20 protein-coding genes are annotated in these 18641 nt (G+C 68.4%); 11 read left to right on the top strand and 9 right to left on the bottom strand.

Translation table 11 applies throughout. The features are described from left to right. Positions 1-26: 26 nt before the first annotated feature. On the top strand, positions 27-962 hold the full coding sequence (locus AB0I04_RS48850) for a hypothetical protein (RefSeq protein WP_360901571.1): 936 nt from the start codon (positions 27-29) through the stop codon (positions 960-962). Between the two features lie 221 nt (positions 963-1183). On the opposite strand, the gene AB0I04_RS48855 is transcribed toward AB0I04_RS48850, so the two are convergent. The 5 genes from AB0I04_RS48855 to AB0I04_RS48875 all read right to left on the bottom strand — a co-directional run bounded on the left by AB0I04_RS48855 (position 1184) and on the right by AB0I04_RS48875 (position 4783). Then, positions 1184-1489, bottom strand: a complete 306-nt coding sequence (locus tag AB0I04_RS48855; protein WP_360901574.1) for a DUF6401 family natural product biosynthesis protein — start codon at positions 1487-1489, stop codon at positions 1184-1186. A 35-nt stretch (positions 1490-1524) separates the two neighbouring features. Further along, entirely contained in the window at positions 1525-2199 is a 675-nt protein-coding gene (locus tag AB0I04_RS48860) for an NUDIX domain-containing protein (RefSeq protein ID WP_360901577.1), read from the bottom strand. Positions 2200-2489: 290 nt separating this feature from the next. Continuing rightward, complete coding sequence (locus AB0I04_RS48865; RefSeq protein ID WP_360901580.1) at positions 2490-3806, bottom strand: SPFH domain-containing protein; 1317 nt, start codon at positions 3804-3806, stop codon at positions 2490-2492. A 33-nt stretch (positions 3807-3839) separates the two neighbouring features. Beyond that, positions 3840-4040 (bottom strand): hypothetical protein, encoded by a 201-nt coding sequence (locus tag AB0I04_RS48870; RefSeq protein ID WP_360901583.1) that lies wholly within the window; start codon positions 4038-4040, stop codon positions 3840-3842. A 44-nt stretch (positions 4041-4084) separates the two neighbouring features. Then, positions 4085-4783, bottom strand: a complete 699-nt coding sequence (locus AB0I04_RS48875; RefSeq protein WP_360901586.1) for a hypothetical protein — start codon at positions 4781-4783, stop codon at positions 4085-4087. 177 nt (positions 4784-4960) lie between these two features. Here AB0I04_RS48875 and AB0I04_RS48880 point away from each other — a divergent pair, with 177 nt between their 5' ends. From AB0I04_RS48880 to AB0I04_RS48895, 4 genes are all read left to right on the top strand, one after another. Further along, entirely contained in the window at positions 4961-5518 is a 558-nt protein-coding gene (locus tag AB0I04_RS48880; protein ID WP_360901589.1) for a hypothetical protein, read from the top strand. A 99-nt stretch (positions 5519-5617) separates the two neighbouring features. Then, positions 5618-7429: an AAA family ATPase gene (locus AB0I04_RS48885; protein WP_360901592.1), complete on the top strand. Its 1812-nt coding sequence runs from the start codon at positions 5618-5620 to the stop codon at positions 7427-7429. Beyond that, positions 7426-8097 carry a 4Fe-4S single cluster domain-containing protein gene (locus AB0I04_RS48890; protein WP_360901595.1) on the top strand — a complete coding sequence of 224 codons (672 nt, stop codon included), beginning with the start codon at positions 7426-7428 and terminating at the stop codon, positions 8095-8097. The genes AB0I04_RS48885 and AB0I04_RS48890 overlap by 4 nt, the downstream gene beginning before the upstream one ends. Continuing rightward, on the top strand, positions 8085-9251 hold the full coding sequence (locus tag AB0I04_RS48895; protein WP_360901598.1) for an FHA domain-containing protein: 1167 nt from the start codon (positions 8085-8087) through the stop codon (positions 9249-9251). The genes AB0I04_RS48890 and AB0I04_RS48895 overlap by 13 nt, the downstream gene beginning before the upstream one ends. A 146-nt stretch (positions 9252-9397) precedes the next feature. Here AB0I04_RS48895 and AB0I04_RS48900 read toward each other — a convergent pair whose 3' ends face one another. Beyond that, positions 9398-9826, bottom strand: a complete 429-nt coding sequence (locus tag AB0I04_RS48900) for a hypothetical protein (protein ID WP_360901602.1) — start codon at positions 9824-9826, stop codon at positions 9398-9400. Between the two features lie 358 nt (positions 9827-10184). Between AB0I04_RS48900 and AB0I04_RS48905 the strand changes: the two genes are divergently transcribed. After that, positions 10185-10571 (top strand): ATP-binding protein, encoded by a 387-nt coding sequence (locus AB0I04_RS48905; RefSeq protein WP_360901605.1) that lies wholly within the window; start codon positions 10185-10187, stop codon positions 10569-10571. Positions 10572-10607: 36 nt separating this feature from the next. Then, positions 10608-10952, top strand: coding sequence for an STAS domain-containing protein (locus AB0I04_RS48910; RefSeq protein ID WP_360901608.1), 345 nt, complete (start codon positions 10608-10610; stop codon positions 10950-10952). Positions 10953-11057: 105 nt separating this feature from the next. Here AB0I04_RS48910 and AB0I04_RS48915 read toward each other — a convergent pair whose 3' ends face one another. Further along, positions 11058-11402 (bottom strand): hypothetical protein, encoded by a 345-nt coding sequence (locus AB0I04_RS48915; RefSeq protein WP_360901611.1) that lies wholly within the window; start codon positions 11400-11402, stop codon positions 11058-11060. A 113-nt stretch (positions 11403-11515) separates the two neighbouring features. Here AB0I04_RS48915 and AB0I04_RS48920 point away from each other — a divergent pair, with 113 nt between their 5' ends. From AB0I04_RS48920 to AB0I04_RS48930, 3 genes are all read left to right on the top strand, one after another. Then, entirely contained in the window at positions 11516-11731 is a 216-nt protein-coding gene (locus AB0I04_RS48920) for a hypothetical protein (protein WP_360901614.1), read from the top strand. A 100-nt stretch (positions 11732-11831) separates the two neighbouring features. Then, positions 11832-12248 (top strand): hypothetical protein, encoded by a 417-nt coding sequence (locus AB0I04_RS48925; protein WP_360901617.1) that lies wholly within the window; start codon positions 11832-11834, stop codon positions 12246-12248. 132 nt (positions 12249-12380) lie between these two features. Then, complete coding sequence (locus tag AB0I04_RS48930; RefSeq protein WP_360901620.1) at positions 12381-12776, top strand: heme-binding protein; 396 nt, start codon at positions 12381-12383, stop codon at positions 12774-12776. A 28-nt stretch (positions 12777-12804) separates the two neighbouring features. Here AB0I04_RS48930 and AB0I04_RS48935 read toward each other — a convergent pair whose 3' ends face one another. Then, the gene (locus AB0I04_RS48935; RefSeq protein WP_360901623.1) at positions 12805-13896 is read right to left on the bottom strand and encodes an aldo/keto reductase; all 1092 of its coding nucleotides are present in this window, start codon (positions 13894-13896) and stop codon (positions 12805-12807) included. 300 nt (positions 13897-14196) lie between these two features. On the opposite strand from AB0I04_RS48935, the gene AB0I04_RS48940 reads away from it, so the two are divergent. Beyond that, entirely contained in the window at positions 14197-15369 is a 1173-nt protein-coding gene (locus AB0I04_RS48940; RefSeq protein WP_360901626.1) for a hypothetical protein, read from the top strand. A gap of 114 nt (positions 15370-15483) precedes the next feature. Here the strand turns inward: AB0I04_RS48940 and AB0I04_RS48945 are convergent, their stop codons facing one another. Further along, positions 15484-18423: a right-handed parallel beta-helix repeat-containing protein gene (locus AB0I04_RS48945; RefSeq protein WP_360901629.1), complete on the bottom strand. Its 2940-nt coding sequence runs from the start codon at positions 18421-18423 to the stop codon at positions 15484-15486. Positions 18424-18641 lie beyond the last annotated feature (218 nt).

The following is an 18641-nucleotide window of genomic DNA, read 5'->3' on the forward strand; positions in this document are numbered from 1 at the left end:
GTCCGCGCCATCGGGGGGAGATCGCCATGGGCACCGTTGCGCAAATCGATGTCGGCAAGAGCCTGCAGAACGTCCTGGACGCCGTCGCCCGAATCGTGCCGAGGCTGATCGTCTTCGTCATCATCCTCGTCATCGGCTGGATCATCGCGAAGGTCATCCAGCGGCTGGTCGCGTTGATCCTGCGACGGCTCCACTTCGACCGCGTCGCCGAACGCGGAGTGGTGGGCGACGCGCTCCGGCGCGGGGAATACGACGCGTCCGGCCTGCTGGCCAAGCTGGTGTACTACGCGATCCTCCTGGTCGCACTGGAACTGGCGTTCAACGTCTTCGGCTCCAACCCGGTCAGCAACGTGCTGCGCTCCATCGTGGCCTGGCTGCCCCGGCTGGCGGTCGCCGTGATCATCGTCATCGTCGCCTCCGCGATCGCGCACGCGGTGCGCGACCTCGTCGGCGGCGCGCTCGGCGGGCTGTCGTACGGCCGGCTGCTGGCGAACCTCTCCGCGATCTTCATCATCGCGCTGGGCGTCATCGCCGCCCTCAACCAGATGGGCATCGCCACGACCGTCACCGAACCGGTACTGATCGCCGTCCTGGCCACGATCGGCGCCGTCATCGCCATCGGCGTGGGCGGCGGCCTGGTCCGGCCCATGCAGCAGCGCTGGGAGCGGTGGCTGACGCGCGCGGAGACCGAGACGGCGACGGCCCGCACCGGAGCGTACGCGCGGGGGCGCGAGGACGCCGAACGAGGCGTGGGAACCCCGAGCGAGGCCTCGCCCGGGATGACCAGAACGGAGGAGACATCTCGCGGCACACCCGAGGCACCGCACGGGCCGTCAGAGACCGGCGCGATGCCGCCACGCGGCGCACCCGAGGCACCGCGCGGGCCTTCGGAGACGGGGACGGCACCGCCGCGTGGCCCGGCCCCCGAGACACCCCGGGAGCCGCGGGACCGGCCGCGCTGACGGCGACCGGCTGACGCTCGGACGGGGCAGCCGGTGAGGCACGGATTGGGCGACCGGTGAGACGCGGACCGGTCGGCCGGTGAGGCACGGACCGGGCAGCCGGTGAGGCACGGACCGGTCGGCCGGTGAGGCACGGACCGGGCAGCCGGTGAGGCACGGACCGGTCGGCCGGTGAGGCACGGACCGGGCAGCCAGTGAGACGCGGACCGGTCGGCCGGTGACTACCCGAGTTCCTGGAGTTCGTGGATGATCGAACAGACGGCGATCACACGGACCGTCTCCCAGTCGAAGTCGTCGCCCGGCCACCAGCCACGCTCGATGGCGGCGTCGGTGAAGCCTTCGAGGTAGTCCCGTAGGACTCGGGGGGTGAGCTCTTCGCCCGACGCGGCGATGACGTCGCGGATCGCGGCGGAGTGCTGGTCGACGGCGGCGGCGAGACCCGGCATCCGTCCCATCGCCGTGACGCCTTCTTCGCCGACCTCGTCGATCATCTGGCGTACGAGTTCTGGGGAGAGGTCATCGGGCATGGCCAGAAAGGTACCAAAACCGGACATATAACTCATCAGCAGGCCGGGCGCATCATCGGGGGATGCAGCGACTCGGCGCTGCCCCGACGGTAGAGCCGCGCGGGCCGGCCGCCGTCCCGCGTCGTCGTCCGGTCCATCGGCACCAGGAACCCTTCCGCCTTCGTCACCTTCCGGTGGAAGTTCCGCGGATCGAGCGGCGTCCCCCACACGATCTCGTACACGCGCCGCAGCTCCGCGACGGTGAACTCGGGCGGGCAGAACGCCGCCGCCAGCGGCGAGTACTCCAGCTTGGCCCGGGCGCGCTCCACCCCGTCGAGCAGGATACGGCGGTGGTCGAACGCCGCCCGGTCGCGCTGGGTCAGGTCGTCGACCGGCTCCCACAGCACCTGGGCCCGGCTGGACGCCGGCAGATCGGGGGCGAGCCCCAGGTAGGCCACGCTGACCACCCGCTGACGCGGGTCGCGGTCCGGATAGCCGTACGTCGCGAGCTGTTCCAGGTGCACCCGTACCCCGGCCAGACCCGCCCGCTCGGCCATCAGCCGCTGGGCGGCGACGGGCAGGTCCTCATCGAGTTGGACGAAGCCGCCGGGGAGGGACCAGGCCCCCGCGTACGGCGGCCGGTCGCGGCGCCACACGAGCGCGCACAGCCGATGCTCGCGGACCGTGAGGACGACGAGATCGACGGTGACGGCAACCCGTGCATCGCTCATATCGGAACGCTATCGGGCCGCACACGGTATGAGGGTCCGGAACGAACGCTCCGGACCCTCACGGCCTCAGGCGACGCGGGCGGAACCCGCGGCGTACGGGCTCCGCCTTGAGGAGCGGAACCCGCGGCGTACGGGCTCCGCTTTGAAGAGCGGAACCCGCGGCCCGCAGCCCCACCCCGACCGAGAGCCGAACCCGCAGCAGGCGAGCCTCGCCCTGAACGAGACCGGAACCCGCAGCGCGCGAGCCGCGCCCTGAACGCGAGCGGAACCCGCGGCGCGCGGACCCGTTCTCAGGCGGTGCTGCCGGGCTCGATGGCCTGCTCCGGCGAGGCGGGCCTGCCGTTGTGGGCGGCGAGGTCCTGCTGTCCGTTCTGCCCGTTCATGGAGGCGAGCAGCTGCCGGGCGACGCCGAGGCCGGTGCCGCCCAGGGTGAGCGCCTTGGCGAGCATGTCCTCGACGCCCTCCGCGCCGTTGAGCACGACCATGTTGTCGACGTTGCCGAAGACCTTCGCGCCGGCGGCGACGATCTCGGGCCAGTTCTCGGCGAGCTGCTGGGCGATGACCGCCTCCTGGTTCTCGGCGAGTGCCTCGGCCCTGGCCTTGATCGCCTCGGCCTCGGCCAGACCCTTCTCCCGGGTCGCCGCGGCCTGGGCCTGACCGGCCATCTTCGTGGCCTCCGCATCCGCGCTGGCCTTGGCCACCGCCGCCTTCCGCTCGGCCTCGGCGAGGGTGACCCGCTCGTACGCCTTGGCGTCGGCGGGCTTGCGGACCTCGGCCTCCAGGGCCTTCTCGCGGCGGTCGGCCTCGAGCTCGGCGTTCTTGGTCTCCTTGAGGATGACCTGCTGCCGGGCCTGGGCCGCGGCCTGGTCGACCTGGCCCTGGTACTCGCGCTTCTTGATCTCGGTGTCGCGGATCTGGCCGGCGTTGGCCTGCTCGGCGAGCTGCTCCGCCTCGGTCGCCTCTTGGTTGCGCTGTGCCTCGGCGATGCGCGCGGCCGAGGCGACGGCGGCGGAGTTCGGCTTGCCGAGGTTGTCGATGTAGCCGACCTCGTCCTCGATGTCCTGGATCTGCAGCGAGTCGACGACGAGGCCGAGCTTGCCCATCTCGTCGGCGGAGGAGGTGCGGACCTGGTTGGTCAGCCGGTCACGGTCGCGGAGGAGGTCCTCGACGGTGAGGTTGCCGACGATGGAGCGCAGGTGCCCGGCGAACAGCTGATGCGTCTTGTCGTCCATGAGCTTCTGCTGGTCGAGGAATCGCCGGGCGGCGTTGGCGATGGAGCTGAAGTCATCCCCGACCTTGTAGATCACGACGCCGCGGACGTGCACCTTGATGCCCTGGGAGGTCACGCAGGTGACCTCGAGTGTGGAGACCCGGGTGTCGAGCGACAGCCGCCGGCAGGTCTGGAAGCCGGGAAGGACCATGGTGCCCTTACCCGTCGTGATCTTGAAACCGAGACTCTCGGCGGTGTCCCGGTTGTGCGCCCTCGCTCCGAGACCGGAGATGATCAGCGCTTCGTTGGGTTCGGCGACCCGCCAGATCGCCTTGAACAGGACAACCAGGACGATGACGGCGACGACCCCGCCGATCACAAAGGCGACTATCGGCATCGCTCCTCCTCGGGAGCCGCAGCGGTACTGACGTCAAATAGACGCAGAGGAGACGTAGACGGTTCTCGGCGGGTGATAATCCATCACCACCACGAGCGAACCCACCGGGATCTCCTCCCCCTGGATGGCCGGATAGGCATAGAACGCCTCGACCCCGCCGCGAATCGGGATCATGACCTCACCGACCAGGCCTGGACCGATCTTGCCGGTCACCCGGCCCTGCCTGCCCACCACCGCGCCCTCCTTCGCCCATGGGCACGTTACCTCGTAGATCCCTTCTACGGCAGGATGCGTTCGGCCTGCTGGTACGCCTGCTGCGCGAGACGCTCGGCCTCGTCCCGCGTCGCGCCGGGCCCGTACAGCGTGACCGTGGCCAGGTATCCGCGGGAGCGCAGCACGACGAACCACGTCCGGACCGAGGTCGTGCCGGAGGTCGTCGAGACGCCGACGGTCCGGGAGCCCTCGCCGATGCGCGTGCCGCCGCCCTCGACTACCGAGCCGGTCGCCCATCGCCCGCCGACGGCGACGCGGAAGCTGCGGCACGAGGCGGGCACGCGGAGCTCCACCTGCTGGGCGGCGACGTCCGGGCCGACCGCCATCAAGGTCTCCGAGGCGGTCTGGTCCCGGCCCTTGACGAACGCGACCAGCGCGGAGGGCGCGGACCAGACCGCCTTTTCCGAAGAGACGGCCCGGGTGGACGACGCGCACTGCGGTTTGTCGAGCTTCGCCGCCTGCTGCATCTGCAGGGAATTCCGCACTGCGGTCAACGAGCCGTACTGCCCTGATTGCGGCGCTCCTGACCGCTCATATCCGGGAATGTCGGTGAGGAGCGCCTGGGTCAGCTGATCGGCGTTGTACGCCTCGGAGGACGGTGGTCCGGCCGGGGTGGTGGTCGCCGGATCGGGCCGCTCGGCATGGCCGCAGCCTGCGGCGGCCAGGAGCAGCAGAACGAGAGCGAATGCGGTCCGCGATGTCACATCGAATGACGATATCGCACTCACGCCTCCGTCTTATCCAAGGCCTGTTATTCACGTCGACGCAAGCCGCACGGTAAAAAGGGAAGTGCGATGCCGAGGACGCATCTAAATTGTCCGAGTCAGTGGGCTATTCGGGGGAAACGAATGCTCCGCAAATCCTTCATCATCATTTCGATAATGCTGCTGCCCCTCGCCGGGTGCGGCGGCGGCACCAAGAACCGGCAGGAGGCACAGCCACCGGCCGCCGCCGCGCCGAACACCACTACGACGGCGCCGGGCGCGTACGGGCAGACCGCCACTCCGGCGACGTGCCCGACCAAGTCGACGAGGAAGTTCGCCAAGACCCGGTTCATCACGAACGCCGGTCTCGCGGCGGGCACGTTCAAGCGCTACATCTACACGCCGTTCAAGAGCGGGGCCTTCTCGGCCGGCGCGCCGAAGCGGAAGAGGTCGATCGTCAAGGCGGGCGTCGCGGCGGTGTTCGCCTTCGACCAGCTCCGCCGGGCGAAGACCAACGCGCAGGCCGACCCGACGCTGTGCAAGGTGCTGATCGGCCCGATCGACAAGCTCAGCGCGTCGATGCACGACCTGGCCGGCAAGCTCAAGGGCGGGACGGCCGACCCTGGGGAGATCGACGGGGTCGGCGGCGGGATCGAGGCGTTCCGCAAGGACGCCGGCGGCGCGGGCGCCGGCTTCCAGGACAAGACCCCACCGGCGAGCGCGGTCGGCGGCTGAGCTGTCCGTTGGGTGACGATCGCGTGATACCGGGACATCCCGGGCCACGCGGTCGTCACCCACCGGAAGACGAGGCCCGCAGCGGTTAGGCTTCGACAGGTGACAACGCAGCCGGGCCCTTCGGGCGACACACGACTGGCGAGCTGGCCCGCGTTCGTCCGCGAGCTGGACGCCACCCTGTCCGTTCACGCGCAGTACGTCCTCTGGGGCAACCTGCACGACAGTTTCCTCGTCCCCGACGAGGGCCGGCTCTTCCCGCTCCGCGAGCTGCTGTGGGAGGCTCTGCGCCGCAGCGGCTACTCCTTCATGGTCGGCTACGACCGCGTCGACGGGCTGCGGGTCCACCCCGCCGACGACAAGGCCGCCGCCGACGCCGCGGCGAGCCTGTTCGGCAGCCGCGTCGACGAGCGGAAGGTCCCCTCCCTCGAAGGGCTCCGCGCCTTCCTGAGCGCGCTGGCCCGGCCCACCCGGCCGATGCGCGCCGCGTTCGTCATCGACTACGCCTCCCGGATCGCCCGCAGCCCCACCGACCTCGAGCCGGCCGAGCGCGACTTCTTCGTCTTCTGCGAGAAGCTCTCCCGCACCGCGCTGCCCGTACGCGGTGACGGCGACCGGCCGAAGCCGCTGTACAACCCGGTCATCTGGCTGGCCGACCGCCCCGGCGACCTGCCGCCGTGGCTGACCTCCGACAACGACGCGATCCGCGAGATCGCCATCCCGCGCCCCCACCTCGGCGACCGGCAACAGACCGCGCGGCTGCTGGCCCGCGCGTTCGAGACGACCGACCCCGAGCTCGACATCACCGACGACTTCGCGCAGGAGGCGGAGGGGCTCACGCTCCAGGCGATGATCGAGATCACCCGGCTCGCCAAGGAACGCGACGTCCCGCTGCACGACCTGCCCGACGCCGTCCGCACGTACAAGCTCGGTGTGCTGGACAACCCCTGGAAGCGCGAGCACCTGCGGCGGCGCATCGTCGAGGGGGAGGAGCGCGTGCCCGCCCGCGTCCTCGGGCAGCCCCAGGCGGTCACCAAGACGCTCGACATCCTCAAGCGCGCCGTCCTGGGCCTGTCGGGGGCGCAGGCCGCCCGCGCCTCCAGCCGCCCGCGCGGCGTGCTGTTCTTCGCCGGGCCCACCGGCGTCGGCAAGACCGAACTGGCCAAGGCGATCACCTCGCTGGTGTTCGGCAACGAGGACGCCTATCTCCGGTTCGACATGAGCGAGTTCTCCGCCGAGCACGCCGGCGACCGGCTCATCGGCTCCCCGCCGGGCTACGTCGGCTTCGAGGCGGGCGGCGAGTTGACGAACGCCGTGCGCCAGGACCCGTTCCGCGTCATCCTGTTCGACGAGATCGAGAAGGCGCACCCGCGCATCCTCGACAAGTTCCTGCAGATCCTCGAGGACGGGCGGCTCACCGACGGCCGCGGCAACACCGCGTTCTTCTCCGAGTCGGTCCTGGTCTTCACCTCGAACCTCGGCACCCGTGGCATCACCCCCGGCATGCCGTACGAGGAGCTCGAGGCACAGGTCCGCGGCGCCGTCACCGAGCACTTCACGACCGCGCTGAACCGGCCGGAGCTGCTCAACCGGTTCGGCGACAACATCGTCATCTTCGACTTCATCGGTCCAGAGGCGGCCGATCAGATCTTCGATCTGCAGCTCGCCAACATCTGCCGTCGCGTGAGTGACGAACACCACATGAAGCTGCGGCTGGCGGACGACGTGGTCGCGTCGCTGCGCGCCTGGTGCACGAGCGAGCTCGACAAGGGCGGCCGGGGGATCGGCATGGCCCTGGAGTCGTACTTCATCAACCCCCTGGCCCGCGCGTTGTTCGACCTCGGCCCGGCCACCGACGTGACCGTCGCGGACATCCACCGCGACGGCAGCATCGTCCGGCTGGACCTGCGGTGAACGCCGGTCCTCGTGACCAGGAGCGGACACTCCTGCTGGCCAAGGCGCACTTCCCGGTCACCACGCTGGGGCCCGGCCGCCGGGCGGGCATCTGGACGCAGGGCTGCACGATCCACTGTCCGGGCTGTCTGTCCCGTGACACGTGGGAGGCGGACCCGCGCACGGCCATTCCGGTCGCCACGGTGCTGGGCTGGCTCAGGTCCCTGAGCGGCGTCGACGGTGTCACGATCTCCGGCGGAGAGCCCTTCCAGCAGCCGGAGGCGCTGCGCGCCCTGCTGCTCGGCATCCGGGCCTGGGCACCGCCCGAAGTGGACATTCTGGTGTACAGCGGCTACGCAGCGTCACGACTCCGGAGGTCCGCCCGCACCCGCGAACTTCTCGAGTTGTGCGATGCGGTCGTCGCGGGACCGTACATTGAACGCCTGAACCAAGAAGATCGGGGGCTTCGGTGGCGTGGATCGTCGAACCAACAGATCATCGCTGTCAGTGACCTTGGCAAGAAACGCTATGGTGACGCGAGGGGCGAACAAACCCCCCATATGCAGGTTTCGGTGGAAGACAACCGTATCTACTACATCGGGATTCCTCGGAGGGGCGACATGGAGCGGCTGACGGAGCGACTCTCGCTCTCCGGGGTACACGCCGGGGAGGTTTCATGGCGCCCCTGACATGCCCGGTCTGTGCCGCTCCGGTACGGCAAGGGGATCTGATCTGCATCAACTGCGGAGCGAACCTGGCCCGGCGCGAAGCGCCCCCTGCTCCCCAGCAACCCGGGGGTTACCAGCCTCAGGACCAGGGCCAGGGCCAGTCGTCCTATCCGCAGCAGCAGTACCCGCCGCAGCAGGACCAGCAGCAGCAGCCCTACGGGGCTCCGCAGCAGCAGGGGTACGGCGCACCGCAGCAGGACTACCAGCAGCAGCCCTACGGCGCGCAGCAGCAGCAGTATCCGCCGCAGCAGGACCAGCAGCAGCAGTCCTACGGTGCCCCGCAGGACTCGTACGGCGCTCCGCAGCAACAGGAGCAGGCCCCGTACGGCGCGCCCCCGCAGCAGCAGGGGTACGGCGCACCGCAGGACCAGCAGCGCAACGCGCAGTACCCTCCGGCCCAGGGCCAGCCGCAGTACGGCGCGCCTCAGCAGCAGGACCCGTCTGCGTACGGCGCTCCTCCGCAGCAGGAGCAGCCTTACGGCGCGCCTCAGCAGCAGGAGCAGGCCCCGTACGGCGCTCCTCCGCAGCACGACCAGCAGCAGGGGTACGGCGCGCCTCAGCAGCAGTACGCGCCGCCCCAGCAGCAGGGGTACGGAGGTGGCGGTTACGGTGCTCCGGGCGCTCCCGGCGCTCCGCACGTGCCGCCGCCGCCGCGCGAGCCCACCATGACCGGTGGGGAGTCGACCGCCGCGTTCACGCCGTTCTGCCCGCACTGCGGGGCCGACATCCCCGACATCGGCAACCCGGTCTGTGTCTCGTGTCTGCGTCCGCTGCACGACCAGGCGGGCGGCCCGGGGCAGCAGCAGCTCACGGTGTTCGTCCAGTTCTCCTCCGGCGAGCTGCAGTGCAGCGCCGGCCAGGAACTCGTTCTGGGCCGTGACCCGGTGCAGTCGCCGGTGGCGGGAACGTTCTCGCGGTTCGACAACGTCTCGCGCCGGCACGCCACGATCGGCATCGACGGTGGCGGCCAGCCGTGGGTCCGCGACGAGCGCTCCACGAACGGCACCTTCGTCAACGACCGGCGGCTCCAACCCGGCGAGCAGGCCCCGATCCGCGACGGCGACTCCATACGTCTCGCCGCCGACGCTCGCGGCCAGGTGCGGTTCGGCCGCTGAGATGGTCTCCTCCGCGCTGATCCGGTCCCGGCGGACCGGGACCGGATCAGCGCGGATCGGCAGCCGACAGGCCCGGGTCGCCGACAGCCGAGCGGCGCGGATCAGTAACCGACAGGATCAGGTCGCCGGCAGCCGAGCGGCGCGGATCAGTAGCCGACCAGCGCGACCCGCGCGACGGTCGCGGCGCCGACGGTGACCGGGTAGTCGTTCGGATTGTGGACCCGGAGGCGGAGCCGGACCGTACTGTCGAGGCCGAACTGGCCGCCGTGCGACGCCCGGAGGCCGCCTCCCGGGTCACCCCGGTACGTGATGCGCCAGGGATCGTCGACGACGGACGTGCCCTGGGCGTTCATCCGGGTCCAGGCGACATCGACCGGGTCGTCCGCCTTCAGTCCCGTGATGACGGCGAGCGCGTCGCAGAGCGCCCAGTACTCCCCGCCGACGATGATCGAGTAGAGATCACCTCCGTGCAGCCCGTGGGTGTCGGAGAGTTCGGTACGAAACAGCACGAAGGCGTCGGCACGAGGGTCGACCGGCTGGTCCTCCCCTGCCGCGAGGCTCACGACGATGGCCACCAGACCTCCCCAGAAGCGTCCGTTACTGGCAAAGTAGGCCAAATCCGATCATTCGCCGAGGGGCGTCAGGCTCCGCGTCGGCGGAACCGCGTACGCGGTTCAGCGTGTCGCCCGGCGCGTGCGGCCCCGGCCGCCGCGGACGCCCGGCCGGATCGGACTTTCCGGAAGTCGGCACCGGCGCGCAGCAAAGCACGTCAAATGGGTATATGACACTGCGCAGTACTGAGTCGCGATGGCACGGGTGAGTATGACCTCAAATGACGGGCAGGGTGAGACAGACATGCGAGGGCTCGTTATGGTGGCTACGCACTCCATGGCACGGCCCTGGCAGCGACCACCGAGCGATTCGGCCGGCTCCATGAGCGAGATGAGGTTCACGGCGGAACAGCTGCCAAGCGTGCGTCGCTTCACGGAGGCGCTCGCCCGCCGCTACAAGGTGAACGAAGGCTTGGTCGGCGACCTGGTCATCGCCGTCAACGAGATCGCGACGAACGCCGTACGCCACGGGTCGCCCCACGCCGAGCTGAGCATGTGGACCGAGGACGGCAGCGTCATCGCCGAGATCCACGACAGCGGCACCTGGACACCCGCCGACGCCCCCGGCGGAACTCCTCCACCGCCCGAGGCGGAGGGTGGCATGGGCATCTGGGTCGCCCGTCAGATCTGCTCGGCGGTCAACATCAGGACGGGAATCAACGGCACAGTCGTACGTTTGGAACTCTCTCCGACAGCGCGGTACATCTGACCGGTACCGTGGGTCCTCCACGGCCGAGGGGGCACCATGTCAGCGCTCGAACTCTCTTCCAGCCGACATGGCGACCGTACGGTCCTGCACGTCAGCGGTGAACTCGACATCATCAGCAGGGCCGAGCTCATCACGTGCCTCGACGAGGTCATCAAGGAGCACGGCGGCAAGATCATCCTTGACCTGACCGGCCTGGACTTCATGGACACCAGCGCCCTCAGCACCGTGGTCTCCTACTGGAAGCGCCTCACCGCGACCGAAGACGGCTTCCTCGCCCTGGCGGGCGCCAAGTACCGCACCGCGCGAGTCCTGTGGATCACCGGCCTGGCCCAGCGCCTCCCCATATACGACGACGTCGCCGCCGCTCTCGCCGATACCTGAGAGCCGCACCGCCTTCGACGTGACGGCCGCCGGCCCGGCACACGAAAATCCCTGGCGGTCGCCGCCCCTAGAAGGCCGTGAACGCCAGGGATAATCGATGCGAACTCAGGCTGTGAAGACCTCGCCGGCGACGCCTTCGTTGATGTACCCGTACCTGGCGATCGCGTTGTCCCGCTCTTCAGCGGAAGTCGTGTAGAAATGGTCGCGAATTGTCGGATTCCAGAGCCGGAACAGCGGCGTCGTTCCGAAGTGCGGAGTCGTGTACACGCGGGCCGTTACGCCCTCGTCCGTGTAGCCGTACCTCGCGATCGCCCGGTCGCGCTCTTGCGCGGACGTCGTGTAGAAGTGGTCGCCGATCGTCGGGTTCCACATGCGGAACAACGGCGCCCTGACCGGGTCCGACGAGGGCGGGATCGCCATCGCCGGCCCCGCGACGAGAGACGTACCCACCAGCGGCGTGCTCCGCGATCGCCTACACCACCGGTCTGCTGCTCACCGCACACCTACTCCGCCGCAGGATCGGCCGCCTCGACGGACACCGCCTCCTGCACTCCCATGTCCGAATGCTCATCGCCGCGGCCTTCGCCGCCTCCGCGGCCGCCGGCACGGCATGGGCGATCGGCTCAGCGACCGGAACCACCTGGACGGCCTCGCTCCTGACCGTCACCGCCGCTGCCACCGCCGGCGGCATCCTCTACGCCCTCATCGCACACGTGCTCCGGATCACCGAGTTCAAAGCGCTGACCGCAGCCCTGCCGTCCGTCCGCCACATTTCGTAGGCGCCCGTCTTTTATTCGTGAACTTTGTCGACCTCCGCCGCATCTCAAGAGTTGTGACCCGATACAGGGGAGCACAGAGCAGCGAATATAGGAGGGTGTTTTGGCAGCGAATAAGGCCACCTACGGTGCGGCGATCGCAATAGCGGCACTGAGCCTCTTCCTGACCGGTTGCAAAGAAGGTTCGGTGAACGCGGCTTCGTCGCCCACCGGCACCGCGACTCCGGTCCACAAAAGCGCGAGGGCTCCGGTGGGTAAGCGGGTGGAAGCTGGCGTGAAGTGCACCGATCGAATCAATTATTCGGGTGACTCCAGGTCCAACGCAGAGATCAACAGCATCGGCGAACGGACGGGCCACTGTCCTCCGGTCCAGCGCGGCAAAACTCCTCCCTGCACACCGGAGAAGGCCGGCACGAAGTGCACCGACCAGATCAATTATTCAGGTGACTCCAGGTCCAACGCGGAAATCAACAGCATCGGCGCACGAACAGGCTACTGCCCCCCAGTTCATCACCGCTGACAAGGAACTAACGGCCGGAGCGTCTCTCGTTCGAGAGGCGCTCTAGGTCGTCCTGCCGACCTTTTGACTTCCGGGGTCGGCGCCGTTAATTTCTCCTTCATGTCTGATACTCCACGCCTTCCTGGACTGAAGTTGGCCGACGCGGATTGGTTGGTGCAAGCCGCGTTGGCGGTCGGTGCGGAGCGAGGTTTCCCTCCGCTGGCGGTGGCCGTCGTCGACGTTGCCGGGGAGGTGATCACCCTGCGGCGGGACGACGGCGGCATGCCCATGACCAGCCGAATCGCCGTGGCCAAGGCGCGCACGGCGCTGTCCGCACTGAAGCCCTCCGGCCAGATCGACCTCCCCGGGGGGATCGTCGACAGCATCCAGCACCTCTACGGCGGCGACTTCGTCCCGTGGGCGGGCGGTGTTCTGGTCACCGACGGTGAATTGATCCTCGGTGCCGCAGGCGCATCCGGCGCCCATGCTCTTGAAGACGAAGAGGCCGTGCAAACGGCAGTGCAGCGCTGGCAGGAGAACCGTTCGTAGACGGCCAGAAGTGACGCGGGGGTCATCGTCAGCCGTGCCCCGCGGCTCGTCGCGAACGACCGGCGAGCGGAGGCAAGTTGTGCGGGTAGGGCAGTCTGGCCGGTTCGCTGGCGGCGTCGAGTCGGCTCATCTGTTCCAGCGTGAGCGACCATCCCACGGCACCGAGGAGGTCGTCGAGATGGGCATGGGTGCGCGCGCCGATGATGGGTGCGGTGACGCCGGGACGTTGCAGCAGCCACCGGACCGCCACCCGTGCCGGCGTGCTGTCGGCCTCGTCGGCGACTGCCGCCAGCTCGTCGAGCACATGCCACGTGTGGTCGTTGGCGTACCTGTCCCAGGTGTGCGACCCCGGCTGGCTGACCTTGCTGTCCGGCGGTGGTGCGGTCATTCCGCGCCGGTAGGCCCCTGACAACCAGCCAGACCGCAGTGGGGACCAGGTGATCACGCCGACGCCTTCGTTCTGACACACGGGCAGGAGCTCCCACTCGGCCTCACGGTCGAGCAGGGTGTAGAGCGGTTGCAGGCTGACGAGTGGTTCCCAGCCGTGCTGACGGCAGAGGTCGATCGCCTTTTGTAGTTGCCATCCGCAGAAGTTGCTGGCGCCGACGTAGCGGACCTTTCCACTTCGGACGAGCGTATCCAGGGTCGACAGTGTCTCGGTGAGAGGCGTGCCGGCGTCCCAGATGTGGAACTGGTAGAGGTCGATGTAGTCGGTGCCGAGGCGGCGCAGGCTCGCATCCACTGCGTCGAGGATGTGTTTGCGGGACAGGCCGCGGTCGTTGCGTCCCGGGCCCACCGGCCTCGACACTTTGGTCGCGACGACATGGTCCTCGCGGCGTCTGGTCTTGAGCCACCGGCCGAGGACCTCCTCCGACCTTCCTTCGCCGTAGACATCGGCGGTGTCGATGAAGTTCCCGCCCGCTTCGGTGAACGTGTCCAGGATCTGCGTACTGGTCCGCTCGTCGGTGCGGCTGCCGAACATCATCGCGCCCAGGCACAGCTCACTGACCTCAAGACCTGTCGCTCCGAGAAATCTGTAGTCCATGCCCGGCACGCTAGAACCTAGAGCGCGCTCCACTTCAAGCCCGCAATTCTGCGATCTCAGGTTGGCCGGCGGCATGAATCCTTGATCACCGTCCAGGGTGACCGTGGGCGAGCGGTGCCCGACGGCCAGGACGGTGAGGCGTTGGTCATCGTCGTTGTCGTCACGGCCGTCGTCAGGGCCGTGGCGGCGACCAGAGCCTCTCGACGCCTGCCCGGCGTCCGTACGCCACAGTTGGTAGGCGCCTGTCTCCGATCCGTGAACCTTGCCGGCCTCCGGCGCGTCTCAAGAGTGCGGCCCGATCACGGGAGCATGGAGCAGCGAATAGAGGAGGGTCTTTTGCCTGCGAAGAGGGCTACCTTCGGTGGGGTCGCAATAGTGACACTGGGCATCTTCCTGACCGGTTGCAGAGGAGGTGCGGTGAACGCGGCTTCGTCTCCCACGAGCACCGCGACTCCGGCCCAGAAAAGCGCGAGCGCTCCGGTGAGTACGCAGGTGAAGGCCGGCGTGAAGTGCACCGACCAGAACGACTATTCGGGTGACTCCAGGCCCAACGCAGAGATCGACAGCATCGGCGAACGGACAGGCCACTGCCCTCCAGTCCAGGCTTCCGCCGCCTCGTCGGCCACGTTCAAACCGCAGCGAGTCACCGGCCCGCCGCCACCGAAATCGGGGATCGACCATAACGTCGTAGCGCTCGGCACCGTACGGTTGGCAATGGCCGCGGACCAGACCGCGTACGTGGTCTCGCGCTTGCGCGCGAACGCGGCCACCGTACGAACGTTGGTTGACAATGAAGTGCGTTGCACGTGGCCGGGCGGCAGCAAGAACCTGGTGATGGGCCAGAACGTCTACGCGGGCACGGGTCAAAACCCGCAGTGGGAAGACACCTGGATCGTCACCAAATTCCTGCTGCACCCCGGCGTTGCCACGACGGCCACCTGCACGACGTACGCGAGGGTCGCCTCACTTTACAAGCAGACATCTTCGGTGCAGATCGTGGGCGGTTCTTTGGGGTTCGCCAACAAGTCGGTCAGGAACGCGGCGAACGGCAAACCGCTCGATTACGAGATCCCATACGGTGACCTCCCGGTGGACTCGACCCACCGGACCGTACGGCAGCCCGCGCTGCCGATCACCACTGCGCCGGCCGGGTTCCGTGAACTCAGCGTCTTCGGCGACGTGGACTACCAGGTGTGTCAGCGCGTCGGCGCGTGCAACAAGGCCGGCTCCTCGACTGCCCGGTTCACGTTGATCGTGAACCAGTGGAATGCGGCGGGCAAGAAGATCTGCCACACGAGCTCCTCGACGAGCGTCACCAAGACGATCCCGTACTGGGTGCACCACGCCGTAGTGCCGTTGTACACCCCGCACTTCGCGGTGTCGAAAGCACCGGGCTGCGCCCCGGTCTTCAACGCCTACGTGCGGGTGGACTGGCTGCGCGGCGAGACCGGCGCGGTGCAGGGCACGGCGGTCGGCCTGCCCGACCGGCGCGGTTCCACCTCGACGCATCGATCGGCGATGAGCCACCTCTACATCGTTCCCGCGTGACCTGATCCCCGGCGTGTGGCTGGACGCTGCCCCCGGTGGCTCCCAGCATGGCTCCCACGGCCAAGAGCAAAGGCCCGTGAGATCTCGTTGGCCAGTACCGTGGCCGCGCAGATCTCAGCGGGCCTCCTCGACGTCCGCGGGAAGAAGGGTCCGCAGCTGATCGCGGGTCGCCTGAGTTCCGCCGCGCTCGAGCTGGGCGATACGGCGCGCATGCGCGGTCTGGGCGGCTTCGAAGAGTTTGCGGATCTCGCGGCCGTTTCCCTGGTCGAACCTTTCGGTCTGACCGGTCACGTGATCGTGGATGGCGGAGCGCGTATTGCCGGGGACTTCGAATCCGGAGGACTCCGCGATGCCGATGAAGATATCGACCAGCTCGTCCGGGCCGTACGGGGCGAAGGTGATGGTCCGGGAGAACCGCGACGCGAGTCCGGGGTTCGCCGCGAGGAAGTCGTTCATCTCATCGGTGTATCCGGCGACGATGACGACGACCTCTTCGCGGTGGTCTTCCATGAGCTTCACGAGCGTGTCGATGGCCTCCTGCCCAAAATCGGCATTCGCGCCGAATTGCCGTGCGAGAGCGTAGACCTCGTCGATGAACAGCACCCCGCCACGCGCCTTGTCGAACGTGGCGGTGGCCTTTTGCGTGGTGTGACCGAGGTACTGGCCGACCAGGTCGGCCCGGGAGGCTTCGACGAAGTGGCCTCGGGCCAGCACGCCGAGAGCGGCCAAGAGCTCTCCGTAGAGCCGCGCGACCGTGGTCTTCCCGGTTCCGGGCGGGCCGGAGAAGATCAGATGGCTGGAGATCGGTGTGGCGTCGAGGCCCTCCTGCTGCCTGCGCCGAGTGGCGGCGATCAGATCGATGGTGTCCCGGACCTGGCTCTTGACCGCCTCCAGGCCGATCATCGCATTGAGCCGGTCGAGAATCACTTGGAGCTGTCCCGCGTCGCGGACCTCACCCAGCCTGGCATTCAGGCCGTTGTCGACGACGCCATCGAAGTCTTCGGGCAGCAGAAGGGTCAGGTCCTCCGATGACGCAGGACCGTCCTGGCCGGACAGTCGGAGCGCCTGCTGTTCAACGGCGGCTTCGAAGACGCGCCGGGCCTCCCGGCCGTTGCCGAAGGTCTCGTCTCTCCGTACCCGCTGAAAGTGCGCGACAAGCGACGCCTGTGCCTGCTCGGTGAGCCGAAAACCGTATTGTGCGGCGAGCGCCTCGGTCATGCTCGTCAACTCGGCCGGGCTGTAATTCTCGAATTCGATAGTGCGGGAGATACGCGACTTCAGCCCAGGATTCGCCGTCAAGAATTCGCGCATCTCGGCCGAATAGCCGGCGACGATGACGACGATCTCGTCGCGGTGGTCTTCCATGAGTTTGACGAGCGCGTCGATGGCCTCCTGCCCGAAGTCGGTGCCTGTGCCGAACCGGCGGGACAAGGTGTACGCCTCGTCGATGAACAGCACTCCGCCCAACGCCTTGTTGAAGACGGCGGTCGTCTTCTGCGTGGTCTCGCCCAGCACCTGCCCCACCAGCTCCCCGCGCGATACCTCGGTGAACTGCCCGGTGGGGACCACGCCGAGAGCGGCGAGCAGTCGTCCGTACAGCCGGGCGACCGTGGTCTTGCCGGTGCCAGGGGCGCCGGCGAAGACCATGTGGCGGCCGATGGCCGGTCCGCTCGGCAGCCCCGCCTGCCTGCGCTGTTCGGCGATGCGCAGGAGACCGACCAGTTTGCCGATCTCTCGCTTCACCTCCGCCAACCCCACCATCGCGGTCAACTCGGCGAGCAGTTCGTCGATGCTGAGTTCGGGCGCCGTGCCTGCGGTCTCCGGGGCGGCGGTGCGGGGTTCCGCCGGAGTCGCCGTCGTGGCGGCGCCGGAATTGGCAGGGGCGCCGATTTCGATTCCGATGATGTCATCGGCGCCGTTCGCCTCGGAGTTCACCCGTTCCATGCGTACCTGTGCGCCGTCGGCCGTCACGATGCCCTGCCCCGCGTTGCCCATGATGGTGCAGTCGCGGAGGACCACTCTGGCGCCCGGATCCACCGCGACGCCGATGCTCTTGTTGTGCGACACCTTGGCCCCGTCGAGCGTGAGCACCCCTTCGTTCGCGGCCGACGCGCCGAACTGGGATTTGGTGATCGTGCCCCCGGTGAACCTGGCCGTGCCCGAACCGCTCACGGCCAGCCCGCAGTTCACCGACTGCATGATGTCGCAGTCCTCGAAGTCGGCCGTGGAAAAGTCGTCCACCAGCGCACCGTGGCGCTTTCCGTCCTCGATGCGTACTCTCCGCGCGGTCAGCGTTCCGTTGGCCGTGACCCATACGCCTTCGGCCCCTGATCCGGTGACGAGGCACTCCTCGGCGGTGGCGGAGGCGTTGTCGCGGACCACAAGGCTGCACTGACCCGACGCGCGGAGCCGGGAGTCGCGGACAGTGGCTTTGGCGTGGCCCTGTGCCAGGACGCTCGCGGACTTGGAGCCCTCGATCTCGCAACGCTCGATCAGCGGTGTCGAGCCCTCGGCCACCCAGATGCCGTGTTCGCCCGCACGCTGGACGCGGCAGTCTCGAACGGTGACCCTGCTCGCGTTGCGGATGGCGATCCCGCACAGATCGGCGTTGAACACCTCGGTGTGCTCGACCAGACCGGCGGAGTCGGAGTAGACGATGCCACCGCCGTGGACGCGGCTGTGCCGGACGAAGAGCTCGGCTCCGTCCCACACGCTGATCGCGCGGCTCGACTTGCTCACCAACTCACACTGTTCGACGATCAGGGTGCCGCCCACCGCCTCCAGGACGTTGCCGTCGACGTTCCAGTTGTGCAACGTCAGGCCCCGCAGGGTGACGTGGCCCTCGACCCGCAGCGTGTAATTCCCGTTGCAGTTCACCGTGACCGTCCCGGGCCCCCCGGCCGCGGTGATCACCGCGTTCCCCCAGTATCTGAGGGCGTCCGAACGGTAGTTGCCCGGCTCCACGACGATGTGGCGCAGTTGCTCCCCGGGCGGCCCCGAAGCCTTCGCTGCGTCAGCGATCGTCGGGAAAGCCCGTGGATTTGTCTGGGACACGACAAAGCCCCGCAACGGTCATCTCCCCTGATCGGCAAAATGCATGCCACCACAGATACCGCCTGCATGGCCATGTTTGCCACTTCCGCCGGGGACAAGTCCGATCCGAACGCGGCCGCCGGTCCTGGTCCACGACGTTCCAGAGCCGTTGGTGGGGTAGGACACCGACGGCATTGCCCGCCACCTTGCCACGCCGGCCCTCAAGTCCTAGAGCGCGG

Origin of the sequence: Actinoallomurus sp. NPDC050550 (assembly GCF_040655075.1) — a bacterium.
Lineage (GTDB): Bacteria > Actinomycetota > Actinomycetes > Streptosporangiales > Streptosporangiaceae > Actinoallomurus.

Coding starts and splice junctions, on each gene's coding strand:
- AB0I04_RS48910 (WP_360901608.1), top strand. CDS start 10,608: ATGTCAGCGCTCGAACTCTCTTCCAGCCGACATGGCGACCGTACGGTC.
- AB0I04_RS48920 (WP_360901614.1), top strand. CDS start 11,516: ATGCTCATCGCCGCGGCCTTCGCCGCCTCCGCGGCCGCCGGCACGGCA.
- AB0I04_RS48935 (WP_360901623.1), bottom strand. CDS start 13,896: ATGCCGCCGGCCAACCTGAGATCGCAGAATTGCGGGCTTGAAGTGGAG.
- AB0I04_RS48880 (WP_360901589.1), top strand. CDS start 4,961: ATGCTGCTGCCCCTCGCCGGGTGCGGCGGCGGCACCAAGAACCGGCAG.
- AB0I04_RS48865 (WP_360901580.1), bottom strand. CDS start 3,806: ATGCCGATAGTCGCCTTTGTGATCGGCGGGGTCGTCGCCGTCATCGTC.
- AB0I04_RS48860 (WP_360901577.1), bottom strand. CDS start 2,199: ATGAGCGATGCACGGGTTGCCGTCACCGTCGATCTCGTCGTCCTCACG.
- AB0I04_RS48895 (WP_360901598.1), top strand. CDS start 8,085: ATGGCGCCCCTGACATGCCCGGTCTGTGCCGCTCCGGTACGGCAAGGG.
- AB0I04_RS48905 (WP_360901605.1), top strand. CDS start 10,185: ATGAGCGAGATGAGGTTCACGGCGGAACAGCTGCCAAGCGTGCGTCGC.
- AB0I04_RS48850 (WP_360901571.1), top strand. CDS start 27: ATGGGCACCGTTGCGCAAATCGATGTCGGCAAGAGCCTGCAGAACGTC.
- AB0I04_RS48855 (WP_360901574.1), bottom strand. CDS start 1,489: ATGCCCGATGACCTCTCCCCAGAACTCGTACGCCAGATGATCGACGAG.